The organism is Pseudarthrobacter sp. NIBRBAC000502770, assembly GCF_006517815.1.
Taxonomy (GTDB): Bacteria; Actinomycetota; Actinomycetes; order Actinomycetales; family Micrococcaceae; genus Arthrobacter; species Arthrobacter niigatensis.
Map to the genome: position 1 here is coordinate 3,115,994 of NZ_CP041198.1, position 12,950 is coordinate 3,128,943.

The window sequence follows — 12,950 nt, forward strand, 5'->3', positions numbered from 1 at the left end:
GTCAGGCCTTTGCTTTCACGATGGGCATTGATCCCGTGGCCCCGTAGGGCACCTTGATTTCGCCGCGGGCGGCTTTGCGGGCAATGTCGCTGCGGAACTGGGAACCTTCCAGCTGAACCAGCTCCACGCCGTCATATGCGCGTTCGCGCGCCTCCACCAGGTCGCTGCCCAGGGCGACGACCGCCAGGACCCGGCCTCCGGCGGAAACCACCTTGCCGTCCACGTCCAGGGCGGTTCCGGCGTGGATGACGTGCACACCGTCCAGGGCTTCCACCTTCTTAAGCCCGCGGATTCGGTCGCCCGTGCGGGGCTTGTCCGGATAGTTCTCGGAGGCAATGACGACGGCGACGGCGGTTTCCTTTGCCCATCGCAGCTCTTCCGCCGTGTCCAGTTCGCCTTTGGCGGCTGCCATGAGCAGCGCACCCAGGGGCGTCTTGAGCCGGGCAAGGACGGCCTGCGTCTCCGGATCGCCGAAGCGGACGTTGAATTCGATGACCCGGGTGCCCCGCGAGGTCAGGGCCAGGCCAACGAAGAGCACACCGACGAAGGGCGTGCCGCGGCGGGCCATCTCGTTTACGGTGGGCTGGGCTACGCGGTCCAGGACTTCCTGCACCAGCCCTTCAGGCGCCCACTCAAGTGGCGTGTAGGCACCCATGCCACCGGTGTTGGGCCCTTCGTCGTTGTCAAAGATGCGCTTGAAGTCCTGGGCGGGCGAGAGCGCCACGGTGTTCTGGCCGTCGCAGAGGACAAAAAGGGATACCTCGGGGCCGTCCAGGAACTCCTCGATGACCACGGAGCCGCCGGCGTCAAAGCAGGACTGGGCGTGGGCCAGGGCTTCGTCGCGGTCACGGGTAACCACAACGCCTTTGCCGGCGGCCAGTCCATCGTCCTTGACCACGTAGGGGGCGCCAAAGGTGTCCAGGGCGGATGCCGCTTCCTCTGCGTTGGTGGCCACCAGGGCCATGGCAGTGGGCACGCCGGCCTCGGCCATGACTTCCTTGGCGAACGCCTTGGAAGCCTCCAGCTGGGCTGCGGCCTTGCTGGGTCCGAAGACCGGGATGCCGGCCTCCCGGACAGCGTCGGACACACCGGCGGCCAGCGGCGCCTCGGGGCCCACCACCACCAGGTCCACGGCGAGCCGTGTGGCCAGTTCCGCAACCGCATCCGGGTCGTTGCCGTTGATGTTGTATGTGGGGACCAGCTTGCTGATGCCGGCATTGCCGGGCGCCGCATGGACTTCGGACACGTTGGGGTCGGCAAGCAGGGAGCGGACAATGGCGTGTTCGCGGCCTCCGGGGCCTATGACGAGTACCTTCACAGTCTCCAAGGGTACTTTGTGCACCCTTTCGGCTCCTAAGCTGTGTCCTGGCCTGCCCGCCCGGTCAATCCGCGCGCCCGGCCGCTCCGAATAATAAACATGACAAAGCTTCGAAACCGGATAACGGGCCCCGCCCCCATGGCCGCGCTGGCAGGCGTGGTGGCGGCCGCCGTCGTGCTTGCCGTTGCGGAGCTGATAGGAGCGTTCTTTACCGCCCGGGCAACGCCGCTGTTTGCCCTGGGCTCGACCTTCATTGATTTCACCCCGCCGTGGATGAAGGACTTTGCGATCGCCACGTTTGGCACCAACGACAAGGCCGCCCTCTTTGTGGGCATGGGCGTGACCATTGCGGTGCTGGCGTGCGTCCTGGGAGTGGTGGCCTACCGGAAGTGGATGCTGGGCGTCCTTGGGGTGCTGTTCATGGGGGCCGTGATCGTGGCCAGTGTGGTGACCCGCGCGGGTGTGGGCCCAGCAGACGCCATCCCATCCGTGCTGGGAACGGTTGCCGGCCTGGTGGTGCTGCGCCGGCTCATGGTTCAGCTGTGGGGGCTGAAGAGGTGGCCTGAAGCACCGGCGGACCAGGCGGACGACGACGACGCCCGGCACCAGGGTGCGGGCACCAACCGCCGGCGCTTCTTTGCTGCTGCCGGGGTTACCGCGGTGGCTGCCGGGATTGCCGCCACCGGCGGCCGGCTCCTGGGCGCCGCCCGCAGCAACGTCACCAGGGCGCGCGAAGCACTCACGCTGCCCACGCCGGCAAAGGCGGCATCGCCCGTACCGGCCGGGGTACAGTCCCCTGTACCGGGCGTGACCCCGTGGCTGACACCAAACAACGACTTCTACCGCATCGATACTGCCCTGAGCGTCCCGGAAATCAACATTGATGACTGGCAGCTGCGTGTTCACGGCCTCGTGGAGCAGGAAGTCACGCTCTCCTTCCAGGACCTGCTCGACGCGCGGCTTATCGAATCCCATGTGACCCTCACCTGCGTATCCAACCCTGTAGGCGGCAACCTCGCCGGCAACGCCAAATGGTTGGGCCTGCCCATCCGCGATGTCCTGGCCCGGGCCAGGCCCAAGGGTGGCGCAGACATGGTCCTGTCAAAGTCCATTGACGGCTTCAGTGCCTCCACTCCCCTGGAGGTCCTCCAGGATGGCAGGGACGCCATGCTGGCCATCGGCATGAACGGCGAACCGCTGCCGCTGGAGCACGGCTACCCGGTGCGGATGGTGGTTCCAGGGCTTTACGGGTTTGTCTCGGCCACCAAGTGGGTGGTGGAGCTTGAAGTCACCCGGTTCGCCGACAACAAGGCGTACTGGACCAACCGTGGCTGGTCCGAACGTGGCCCCATCAAAACGATGGCGCGCGTGGACGTGCCCAGGTCCTTCGCGAAAGTAGCTGCCGGAAAGGTGGCCGTGGGTGGAACCGCCTGGGCGCAGACGCGGGGCATCGCCAAAGTGGAGGTCCAGATCGACAACGGTGCCTGGGCGGAAGCCACCCTGTCCGCCGAAGCGTCCACCGTAACCTGGCGCCAGTGGTCCTACGAATGGGACGCCGCCCCCGGCCCGCACTACATCAAGGTGCGCGCCACCGACGGCACCGGGCAGGTCCAGACTGACCAGCGCGCAGACCCGGTTCCGGACGGCGCCTCGGGCTGGCAGTCGGTGATGGTCACTGTCCAGTAGGTGGCTGGCCCCTAGACTGGCGGTATGCCCCACAATCCGCACGCAACCTTTACCGTGGACTCCGCCGTCGAACTGGCCGTGATCGAACGCAGCGGCTTTGTGGAGTCGCGGCACATCGGTTCCGCCGTCCTCCTGTCCGCCGACGGTTCGGTGGTTACCGAGCTTGGCGACATCAACACGCCCATCTTTGCCCGGTCCACGTTGAAGCCATTCCAGGCCTTGGCGTCCATGCAGTCAGGGGTTCCGCTGCGCGGCGCCCAGGTGGCCATCGCCTGCGGAAGCCACACCGGATCCCTGGACCACATGGACGTGGTGGCGGGCATGCTCAAGGCTGCAGGGGTCCGTGAGGACCAACTGCAGTGCCCGGAGGCCTGGCCGCAGGACGAAACCGCCAGGAACTGGCTGGTCCGCTCTGAGAAGGGGAAATCGCGGCTGGCGTTCAACTGTTCCGGGAAGCACGCCGCTTTCCTTTGGGCCTGCAAGGAAAACGGCTGGGACACCAACAGCTACCTGGAGCCGAACCACCCCCTGCAGCAGCGGGTCCGGAGCGTGATCGAGGAATACACCGACGAGAAGATTGCCCATCTGGGGATTGACGGCTGCGGGGCTCCGGTGGCTGCTGTTTCCCTCAAAGGCCTTGCCCGGGCATACTCCCAGCTGGCCAAAGCCCCGGGCGACCAAAGCTTCAGCGCACGGGCAGCCACCATTGCAACGTCGATGCTCGATTACCCCTGGGCCGTCCAAGGCCGCGGTGAAGCCAACACCCTGGTGATGGATGAGCTTGAAATCATCGCCAAAATCGGGGCCGAGGGAGTCCTTGCCATGGCCACGCCCCAAGGGGTTTCCGTGGCCGTTAAGATCCTGGACGGGAACATCCGGGCGACTTCCCTGGTGGCCCTGACCCTGCTCGCTGCCGCCGGGGCAGTGGAGATCCCGGGGGTCGCCAGCGCCCTGGAGAAAGTCGTGGAACCCGTGCTTGGCGGCGGCCATCCGGTGGGCAAGATCCGGTTGGGTCCCGCAGTGTCCGCGCTCCTCGACTGAATCCCTGTTTCCCTGCCGACGCAAAAGGAAGACTGAAAGCATGGCCGTAGCCCGCCGTCGTATTGACGTCCAGGAAGGCAAAGCAGCGCTCAAGGCGTGGCGCGAAGCCGCGCAACCGCCGTCGGATACTCACGCTCCGCGGAGCGTCCTGGCCACTGCCGTGCGGTACTCGCTGGAGGAGCTGACGGCGCGGGCCCCGGGGAATTCGGTTGAGGTGCGGGTGCCGCCGTTCGGCGTCACCCAGTGCGTGGAGGGGCCGCGGCACACACGAGGGACCCCGCCAAATGTCATTGAGTGCGACGCCTCCACTTGGCTTGAGATGGTCACCGGGCAGCTGGCGTGGGCGGAGGCGGTCAAGGCCGGCCGGGTTGCGGCATCCGGCCTGCGTGCGGACCTGTCGGCCCTGCTGCCCTTCTAGCCCGCGCTTTCCGGACGGTCAGCCCCTGCCGATGAACGGCATGCCCGCGGCCGTAACCACCACCGAGCCCACGCTGGCCGAGGCCGGCATGTTGGCCATCATCAGCACCGCGCGGGCCGCGTCCGCCACCGGGAACATCGGCTCGAGCCTACGGCTGCCATCCGCCTGCAGCGCCCCTGAGCCGACGCCGATGGTGTCCATGATCTCCGTGGCCGTGTTGCCGATGTCGATCTGGCCGCACGTGATGCCGTAGCCGCGCCCGTCCAGTTCGATGCTCTTGGTCAGCCCGGTCATGGCGTGCTTGGTGACGGTGTAGGCCACGGTCCGTGGACGGGGCGAATGCGCGGAGATGGAGCCGTTGTTGATGATCCGGCCGCCCTGCGGTTCCTGCGCCTTCATGGCCCGTACGGCTGCGGCGGCACACAGCATGGATCCGGTGAGGTTCACGGCCAGGGTGGCGTTCCAGTCTTCCAGGCTGATTTCGTCCACTCCGGCCGCCGGACCAAAGACGCCGGCGTTGTTGAACAGCACGTCTATCCGTCCCCACTGTTGCCGGGCCGTCTCGAAAAGCCGTTCGACGTCGTCGGGCCGGGTGACGTCGCAGGGCACCACGAGCGAGTCCGGGTTGCCGCCAGCGGTTTCCTTGAGCTGCGCCTCCCGGCGGCCGGCGAGTGCCACCCGGTAGCCGTCCGCCAGCATCTGCCGTGCGACTTCCCGTCCGATGCCTGACCCGGCCCCGGTGACCACGGCTACTCTTCTGACCTGCTGAGGGGTGCTCAAGGTTTTCTCCTGGCTCAGGGCTGTGCCGGCACGGCCGGCGTGTTCAGTGGCCAGCCTATGACGGTCTTGGGCCTTGGCGCAGCGAAGGTCCGCACCTTGGAGGTGGACAGGCGCATCCGGACCAGGGATTCAGCGATGGTCACCGCGGCAGCCACTCCATCCACCACGGGAACACCGGCCCGCTGCCTGATCTGTTCATCGAGCCCGGCCATGCCGCCGCAGCCCAGGACAATGACCTCGGCCTTGTCCTGTGTGACCGCCAGCATGGCCTGGTTGACGATGGCTTCCACGGCGCGGTCCGGCTCCTCCTCAAGCTCCAGCACGGCCATGCCGCTGGCCCGGACTGACGCGCACCTGGCGTCCAACCCGGCCAGCTTCAGCCGGTCTTCGATGAGGGGAACCGCGCGGTCCAGGGTGGTGACCACGGAGTATTTGTGGCCCAGGAACATGGCCGTACTGGCGGCGGCCTCCGTGATGTCCACCACCGGCACGTCCAGCAGCTCCTGCAGCCCTTCGCGGCCGTGTTCGCCGTAACCGGCCTGGACAACGGCGTCGAACGGCTCCGGGTAGGAAGTGACTGCATCCATGACGGCGACGGCAGCCAGGTAGCTTTCGAAGTTCCCTTCGCACGAGTCCGCGCCAAACCTCGGGGTGAGGCCGACGATTTCCGTCCCGGCTGCGGCCACGCTGCGTGCAGAGGCCGCAATCGAGTCGGTCATCGACTGGGTGGTGTTGACGTTTGCGACGAGTATGCGCATGGGAAGTCCTTTGTCCTGCGGCTCAGTGGGCGTTGGCGACGGCGATGGCCTCGCCGTCGTGGTCCACGAGTCGTTGGTTGCGGTCGGCGATGAAGAAGTAGAGCGCCGCGGCGATACCGGCGGCAAAGAACCATGCGAAGGGCGCCGCGGCGGCCAGCCCCGGAACGAAGGCAATGAGGAGGGCCAGGACGGCAGCGGGAACCATGGCGATGATCGCCCTGGGGTTGACGCCCTTCTTGTAGAAGTACGCCCCGTCCGGGGACGCCGTATAAAGTTCCGGCACGTTGACCAAGCCACGCCGGATCAGCCAGTAGTCAGCCATGACGACGCCGAACAGCGGGCCGAGCAGCGCACCGAGGCCGCCGAGGAAGTACACAATGACCAGCGGGTTGTTGTAGAGGTTCCAGGGCAGGATGAGAAGGCCGATTGTTGCGGAGACTATCGCAGCCTTGCGGAAGTTGAGCCGCTTGGGAAACAGGTTGGTCAGCGCGTACACGGGGGCCACGAAGTTGGCCATCAGGTTCACTGCGATGGTGAGGATCAGCAGGGCAAGGCAGGCCAGAACCAGGAACAGCGTGTTGGGGATGGTCTGGACGATGTCCGACGGGCTCTTGATGATGGTGCCGTTGATCTTGAACTGGCCACCGGCCATGACCACCACAATGGCTCCGAAGAGCAGCATGTTGATGGGGATGCCCCAAAAATTGCCGCGCACTACAGCCTTCTTCGATACCGCGGAGCGGGTGAAGTCGCAGAAGTTCAGGACGAAGGTGCCGTAGATGGACACCCACAGGGCGCCGCCGGCGAATATAGTGAGCCACATTTCCGGGCCTTCCAAGGCCTTGTCCGAGGACCAGGCAATGTTTCCTCCTGCTTCCACAAAGATCCAGACGGCCATCGCGGCCATGGTGGCAAGGATGACGGGGCCGGCGAAGGCCTCGTACTTGCGGATCATTTCCATCCCGAAGCTGACGATCACCAACTGGACCACCCAAAGGGTCACGAATGCCATCCAGCCCAGCGTGGACAGGCCCAGGATGGAGTCTTTGTCCAAGTCTGCCAGCGCAGGCAACATGGCTACGAGCATGACGCGGAACACCACGGAAGCGAGGTACGTCTGGATGCCGAACCAGGCCACGGCCACGGCACCGCGGAGGAGGCTGGCAATCTGCGCTCCCCTGATACCAAAGCTGATGCGGCTCATGACCGGAAAGGGAACACCGGTTTTGACGCCCATGAATCCGGAAAGCGTCAGGAGTCCGAACAGCAGCGCCGCCCCAATGCCGAGCGCCATGAGGATCTGCCACCCACCCAGCCCCAAGGCGAACAGTCCAATGGCAAAGGCATAGTTGCCCAGGCTGTGCACGTCATTCGCCCAAAGGGTGAAGATGCTGTAGCTGGTCCAGCTGCGGCCGGCGCGTTTAGTGGGGGCAAGATCGGAGTTGTACAAGGAAGGGCTGATTGCCGTGCCCGAGGCGGCGCTGGCTGACTCGCACAGGGCTTCAACGCTGTCGTCGGGATGTGCTGCAGGGGCTGACGGCACTGTCACGCCCTGCTCCGCATCAACGCCCGCCGTGGGAGGGGTTTGCATAGGAGTCTCAATTCTTTGGAGTATCCCGCGTGGTGAGGCCGACCTGCGTCGTTTCTGTTATTCCACAATACGGAAAAGAGATATTGAATAGTGAAAATAAGCGTATGACGTGGGTCACTGCCGGTCAAGTGCCGACCGGTCCCTGCGCGGTCATAATGCGTTCATTCGGGATCGCACCCGGCAATCACCGCCTTCGTGGCACCCAGCACGTTGACCGATCGACAGCGTCCCACTAATCTCGTCTAGCAATAATGTTTTCTCACAATACGAAAACAGCGCCTAATGCATTCAAAGACGAAAAGAGGCTGCCGTGGCTGCAGGAGAAGATACCTCCCATATCCTCAGCGGGTTGACTAACCAGCTGCCTGATCGTGATCCGGAAGAGACTGCCGAGTGGGTTGAGTCCCTGGACGCGTTGATCAGGGAACAGGGTACCGAGCGTGCCCAATACATCATGCGGAGCCTGCTGCAGCGCGCGGGCGCGCAGAGCGTGGGGGTGCCGATGGTGACCACCACCGATTACGTGAACACCATCCCGGTGGACCAGGAAGCGGCGTTCCCGGGCAACGAGGAGTTCGAGCGCCGCTACCGGGCGTATATGCGGTGGAACGCCGCGGTCATGGTGCACCGGGCGCAGCGGCCCGATATCGGGGTCGGCGGCCACATCTCCACCTACGCCGGGGCGGCGACCCTGTACGAGGTCGGGTTCAACCACTTCTTCCGCGGCAAGGACCACCCCGGCGGCGGGGACCAGGTCTTCTTCCAGGGCCACGCTTCCCCCGGCATGTACGCCCGGGCGTTCATGGAAGGCCGCCTCTCCGAGGAGGACCTGGACGGGTTCCGGCAGGAAAAGTCCCGCGAGGGCCACGCCCTCTCCTCCTACCCGCACCCGCGCCTGATGCCGCACTTCTGGGAATTCCCCACCGTGTCCATGGGCATCGGGCCGATGAACGCGATCTACCAGGCACAGAACAACCGCTACCTGCACAACCGGGGCCTGAAGGACACCTCGGACCAGCAGGTCTGGGCGTTCCTGGGCGACGGTGAAATGGACGAGCCCGAGTCCCGCGGCCTGCTCCAGCTCGCCGCGAACGAGAACCTGGACAACCTGAACTTCGTGATCAACTGCAACCTCCAGCGCCTCGATGGGCCGGTCCGCGGCAACGGCAAGATCATGCAGGAACTCGAAGCGTTCTTCCGCGGCGCGGGCTGGAACGTGATCAAAGTCGTCTGGGGCCGGGAATGGGACGACCTGCTCACCCGCGACACCGACGGGTCGCTCGTGAAAATCATGAACGAAACCGTCGACGGGGACTACCAGACCTACAAGGCCGAGTCCGGCGGGTTCGTCCGCGAACACTTCTTCGGCAAAACCCCGCAGACCAAGGACCTCGTCGCGGACCTCACCGACGACCAGATCTGGAACCTCAAACGCGGCGGCCACGACTACCGCAAGGTCTACGCCGCCTACAAAGCCGCCACCGAATTCAAGGGCAAACCCACCGTCATCCTCGCCCACACCGTCAAGGGCTACGGCCTCGGACCGCACTTCGAGGGCCGCAACGCGACCCACCAGATGAAGAAGCTGACGGTGGCGGATCTCAAGGACTTCAGGGATTACCTGCGCATTCCCATTTCGGACGAACAACTCGACGCCGACCCGTACCGGCCTCCCTACTACCACCCGGGCTTCGATGCACCCGAGATCGCCTATCTCCTTGAACGGCGGAGCGCATTGGGCGGCTTTGTTCCCGAGCGCCGCGGCGGAGACGGGTCTGTTGATCTTCCGGAGGCCAAGTCCTACGAGGTGGCCAAGCGTGGCTCGGGCAAGCAGATGGCCGCAACCACCATGTCTTTCGTGCGCCTGCTCAAGGATTTGCTCCGCGACAAGAAGTTCGGGAACCGGATTGTGCCCATCGTGCCGGATGAGTCACGCACCTTCGGCATGGATGCGTTCTTCCCGACCGCCAAGATCTACAGCCCGGCCGGGCAGAACTACCTGTCGGTGGACCGGGACCTGGTCCTGGCCTACAAGGAATCCCCCGCCGGGCAGCTGATCCACCCCGGCATCAACGAAGCCGGCGCCGTGGCAGCCTTCACCGCCGCCGGAACCTCCTACGCCACCCACGGCGTACCCCTGGTCCCGGTCTACGTGTTCTACTCCATGTTCGGCTTCCAGCGCACCGGCGACGCCTTCTGGGCCGCCGGCGACCAGATGACCCGCGGCTTCATCATCGGCGCCACCGCAGGACGGACCACCCTCACCGGCGAAGGCCTCCAGCACGCCGACGGCCACTCCCCCCTGCTCGCCTCCACCAACCCCGCCGTCCTCACCTACGACCCCGCCTACGGCTACGAAATCGGACACATCGTCCGCTCCGGCCTGGAACGGATGTACGGCGCGGATTCGACGGACAAGAACGTCATGTACTACCTCACCGTCTACAACGAACCCATCATCCAGCCCGCAGAACCGGAGAACCTCGACGTCGAAGGCGTCATCAAGGGCATCTACCTCCTCGCCCCGGCCAAGATCGACGGTCCCCGCACCCAGATCCTCGCCTCCGGCGTCTCCGTGCCCTGGGCCATCGAAGCCCAGCGCGTCCTCGCCGATGACTGGAACGTCTCCGCCGACGTCTGGTCCGTGACCTCCTGGAACGAACTGCGCCGCGACGGCCTCGCCGCCGAAGAAGAAGCCTTCCTCAACCCCGGCCAACCCGCCCGCGTCCCCTTCGTCACCCAGCAACTCGAAGGCGCCACCGGCCCCATCGTCGCCGTCTCGGACTACATGAAAGCGGTCCCCGACCAGATCCGGCAGTTCGTCCCCAACGAATACGCCACCCTCGGCGCCGACGGCTTCGGCTTCTCCGACACCCGCGCAGCAGCCCGCCGCTACTTCAAAAACGACACCCACTCCATCGTGGTGAAAGTGCTCCAACTGCTCGCGGCAAGGGGTGAAGTAGAGGCGGACGCGCCGTCGTACGCCATGGACCGCTACAAGCTGCTGGACGTCAACGCGGGCACCACAGGCGGCGCGGGTGGCGACGCCTGAGCGTTCCTCCCATAGGGTGCAGCTATGGGTGACAGTGGCGGGACCGGTTCAGCGGGGATGAGGACCACCGGCGTGGTGCTCGCCGCGGGGGCCGGCACGCGCCTGGGGCTGGGCCCGAAAGCCCTGCTTCCGTTCCGTGGACGGCCACTTGTTGAGGCCGTTGCGGGAGCCCTGCTCGACGGCGGCTGCCGTGACGTGGTGGTGGTCCTCGGTGCAGGTGCGGCCGAGGTTGAAGCGTCCGCGAGGCTGGACGGCTGCCATGTCCTGGCCAACCCCGAGTGGGAGTCTGGAATGGGCAGTTCCTTCCTGCTCGGCGACCACGCCGCGGATGCGGCGGATCACCTCCTGATCGCCCTGGTCGATCAGCCGGGCCTGACCCCGGCGACGGTTCAGCGGCTCTTGGCCCGGCATCAGCCGGGCCGGATCACCGCCGCCGCGTACCGCCGCCGTGATTCCAACGACGACAGCAGCGCGGGCCTCCGCCGCGGGCACCCCCTGGTCATCGACGCCTCCCTGCGCGGCGCCGTGTGCGCGACGGTGACGGGCGATGCCGGAGCGCGTAGTTTCCTGCGCGCCCACCCGGATCTGGTGGACGACGTGGACTGCAGCGACCAGTCCACCGGCGAGGACGTAGATACGCCGGACCAGCTGGGTCTGCTCCGCTAGCACCCCGGCTCCACCAGCAGCAGACCTCGAATAGCAGAGCCGGCCTCCCGTAGCGGCATAATCAGGCGTGGGCACGCAGGAAGCGCGCAAGGGCATCTTCCCAGGGGGAAGCACCATGGCGAACGAGATCGATGCTGCCGTGCCACTTTCTGTCCGGCCGCTTTCCGTGCGGCCAGTGGGTAGGTTCCCAGTCTTGGTGTTCGCTTTGATAGTGGCGGCCGGCGGGTGAGGTCCAGCCGGGTGGCTCGTTCTTGGTGGCCGGGGTGGGTTTCCAGCCGGTGGCGTGCCGGAGTTTGTGGTGCTTCGGGCACGGCTGTCCCAGGTTACTGATCCCGGTGGTGCCGCCCTTGGCCCAGGCGAGGATGTGATCGGCATCGTTGTCCAGGGAGTTGTTGCTGCACCCCGGGAACGGACACTTCCCGTCCCGCATCCGCAACCACGCCCGCATCGGACCTGTCACCCGGTAACTCGTCCGGCCGATCTCCAACGGGGCCCCGTCCCGCGGGTCCACCAACACCCGGTAAAAGGACCCCGCCCCGTTTGCGACAAGTTCCCTGGCCATGGACGGCGGAATGGGACCGTAGCCGTCCAGCACCGCCGGCTCATCGGTCAGGCCGAGCAGCGAGAACACCGGAACCGTGACCAGCACCTGCGCCCGGACCGGCGACGGCACACGGTCCCGGACAGCACCGCCGCTGGGGCTGCCGCCTGCACCCACACCCCCGGTGGAGCTGCCACTCGCGCCCTCGGTCATACCGCCGCTGCCGCTTGCACGGGTGTCGCTGGCGCCGGTGCCGTCGGTGAGGATCGCATCGGCGAAGGTGTCGGCCCGGAGCTGGGTCAGGGTCCTGCCCTCGCCGGGGCCCTGCAGGCTACGGGCGGTCGCGGTGAGCCGGTTCCACCCCGCCAGGGCCTGGTCCGCGGGAAGGCACGCGGACAGCCAGGCCATCCCGTCCTGGTCCGCCCGGAACTCCACCCGCCGCTCCGACACCCCCTTGGCGTGGCGTGTCTCGATGCTCTCGGCGTGGTGGCGTTCCCGCCAGGTCCGGGCCTTGGCCTTGAACCGGTGCGCCGGCAACGCACCCACCGGGCAGCCCCGCGCCGGGTCCGCGGCGCCCGGGTCCAGGAAATGGGCTTCCAACGCCGCCGCCCCCGCAGCATCAAGGCAGGCTGTCTCGTCCGCCATCACCACCGCGTGGCCCCAGGAGATCACCCCGGCCTGCAACGCCGACAAGGTCAGCGGCAACGTGGCAACAACGGCGTGCGAGGCCGTCAGGAACGACGACGCGGCCCGCGGACCCAGAGCCAACACGCACCCGATCTCCGCCGCGACCGCCATCTCCTGCGCACGCACCGGCACATCCGGCCCCGCAACCACGTCGGCGCTCTCCGCGTACGTCACCGCAGCCCTGGCCTTCAGGCCAGCGAACCCGGCCTCGACCTCCCGGGCACCGGCCAGAATGTCCAGGCACCCAGCCGCCACACCAGCCAACGGATCAGCCGCAGAAAACGGCTCCACACCAGCCGCGTCCACCTCAGCATTCAGCACAGCCAGGGCAGCACAGATCTCCCCAAACGCCCTCACCACCGCCGCTTTCCCCATAAACCCATCATGACAAGGGGGTACGACAATCAAGATC

Annotated in this window: 10 protein-coding genes; 5 read left to right on the forward strand and 5 right to left on the reverse strand. The window is 66.3% G+C overall.

The window, feature by feature from the left end; translation table 11 throughout:
• Nucleotide 1 precedes the first annotated feature (1 nt).
• Complete coding sequence (purD, locus tag NIBR502770_RS14960) at nt 2-1,318, reverse strand: phosphoribosylamine--glycine ligase (protein ID WP_141183459.1); 1,317 nt, start codon at nt 1,316-1,318, stop codon at nt 2-4.
• 99 nt (nt 1,319-1,417) lie between these two features.
• Between purD and NIBR502770_RS14965 the strand changes: the two genes are divergently transcribed.
• Genes NIBR502770_RS14965 through NIBR502770_RS14975 form a run of 3 tightly spaced genes read left to right on the forward strand, consistent with a single transcriptional unit; the run spans nt 1,418 to nt 4,463 of the window.
• Nucleotides 1,418-3,004, forward strand: a complete 1,587-nt coding sequence (locus tag NIBR502770_RS14965) for a molybdopterin-dependent oxidoreductase (protein WP_141182458.1) — start codon at nt 1,418-1,420, stop codon at nt 3,002-3,004.
• 24 nt (nt 3,005-3,028) lie between these two features.
• Nucleotides 3,029-4,045, forward strand: coding sequence for an asparaginase (locus tag NIBR502770_RS14970; RefSeq protein WP_141182459.1), 1,017 nt, complete (start codon nt 3,029-3,031; stop codon nt 4,043-4,045).
• Nucleotides 4,046-4,085: 40 nt separating this feature from the next.
• Nucleotides 4,086-4,463, forward strand: coding sequence for a sterol carrier family protein (locus NIBR502770_RS14975; RefSeq protein ID WP_141182460.1), 378 nt, complete (start codon nt 4,086-4,088; stop codon nt 4,461-4,463).
• 18 nt (nt 4,464-4,481) lie between these two features.
• Here NIBR502770_RS14975 and NIBR502770_RS14980 read toward each other — a convergent pair whose 3' ends face one another.
• The 3 genes from NIBR502770_RS14980 to NIBR502770_RS14990 are packed head-to-tail and all read right to left on the reverse strand — an operon-like array spanning nt 4,482 to nt 7,592.
• A complete protein-coding gene (locus tag NIBR502770_RS14980) occupies nt 4,482-5,243 on the reverse strand; it encodes an SDR family oxidoreductase (protein WP_141182461.1) in 762 nt (253 codons plus the stop codon).
• A gap of 14 nt (nt 5,244-5,257) precedes the next feature.
• On the reverse strand, nt 5,258-6,001 hold the full coding sequence (locus NIBR502770_RS14985) for an aspartate/glutamate racemase family protein (protein ID WP_141182462.1): 744 nt from the start codon (nt 5,999-6,001) through the stop codon (nt 5,258-5,260).
• 22 nt (nt 6,002-6,023) lie between these two features.
• Nucleotides 6,024-7,592 carry an NCS1 family nucleobase:cation symporter-1 gene (locus NIBR502770_RS14990; RefSeq protein WP_141182463.1) on the reverse strand — a complete coding sequence of 523 codons (1,569 nt, stop codon included), beginning with the start codon at nt 7,590-7,592 and terminating at the stop codon, nt 6,024-6,026.
• Between the two features lie 310 nt (nt 7,593-7,902).
• On the opposite strand from NIBR502770_RS14990, the gene aceE reads away from it, so the two are divergent.
• Together aceE and nboR are read left to right on the forward strand one after the other, a co-directional pair.
• Nucleotides 7,903-10,644, forward strand: coding sequence for a pyruvate dehydrogenase (acetyl-transferring), homodimeric type (gene aceE, locus NIBR502770_RS14995; RefSeq protein WP_141182464.1), 2,742 nt, complete (start codon nt 7,903-7,905; stop codon nt 10,642-10,644).
• A gap of 24 nt (nt 10,645-10,668) precedes the next feature.
• Nucleotides 10,669-11,310 (forward strand): nicotine blue oxidoreductase, encoded by a 642-nt coding sequence (gene nboR, locus NIBR502770_RS15000; protein WP_141182465.1) that lies wholly within the window; start codon nt 10,669-10,671, stop codon nt 11,308-11,310.
• A gap of 61 nt (nt 11,311-11,371) precedes the next feature.
• Here the strand turns inward: nboR and NIBR502770_RS15005 are convergent, their stop codons facing one another.
• Nucleotides 11,372-12,913, reverse strand: a complete 1,542-nt coding sequence (locus NIBR502770_RS15005; protein WP_141182466.1) for an HNH endonuclease signature motif containing protein — start codon at nt 12,911-12,913, stop codon at nt 11,372-11,374.
• Nucleotides 12,914-12,950 lie beyond the last annotated feature (37 nt).

What these genes read in the sequence shown, in the direction of transcription:
- NIBR502770_RS14965 (WP_141182458.1), top strand. Translation starts at nt 1,418, where the DNA reads ATGACAAAGCTTCGAAACCGGATAACGGGCCCCGCCCCCATGGCCGCG.
- NIBR502770_RS14970 (WP_141182459.1), top strand. Translation starts at nt 3,029, where the DNA reads ATGCCCCACAATCCGCACGCAACCTTTACCGTGGACTCCGCCGTCGAA.
- NIBR502770_RS14975 (WP_141182460.1), top strand. Translation starts at nt 4,086, where the DNA reads ATGGCCGTAGCCCGCCGTCGTATTGACGTCCAGGAAGGCAAAGCAGCG.
- NIBR502770_RS14985 (WP_141182462.1), bottom strand. Translation starts at nt 6,001, where the DNA reads ATGCGCATACTCGTCGCAAACGTCAACACCACCCAGTCGATGACCGAC.
- NIBR502770_RS14990 (WP_141182463.1), bottom strand. Translation starts at nt 7,592, where the DNA reads ATGCAAACCCCTCCCACGGCGGGCGTTGATGCGGAGCAGGGCGTGACA.
- nboR (WP_141182465.1), top strand. Translation starts at nt 10,669, where the DNA reads ATGGGTGACAGTGGCGGGACCGGTTCAGCGGGGATGAGGACCACCGGC.
- NIBR502770_RS15005 (WP_141182466.1), bottom strand. Translation starts at nt 12,913, where the DNA reads ATGGGGAAAGCGGCGGTGGTGAGGGCGTTTGGGGAGATCTGTGCTGCC.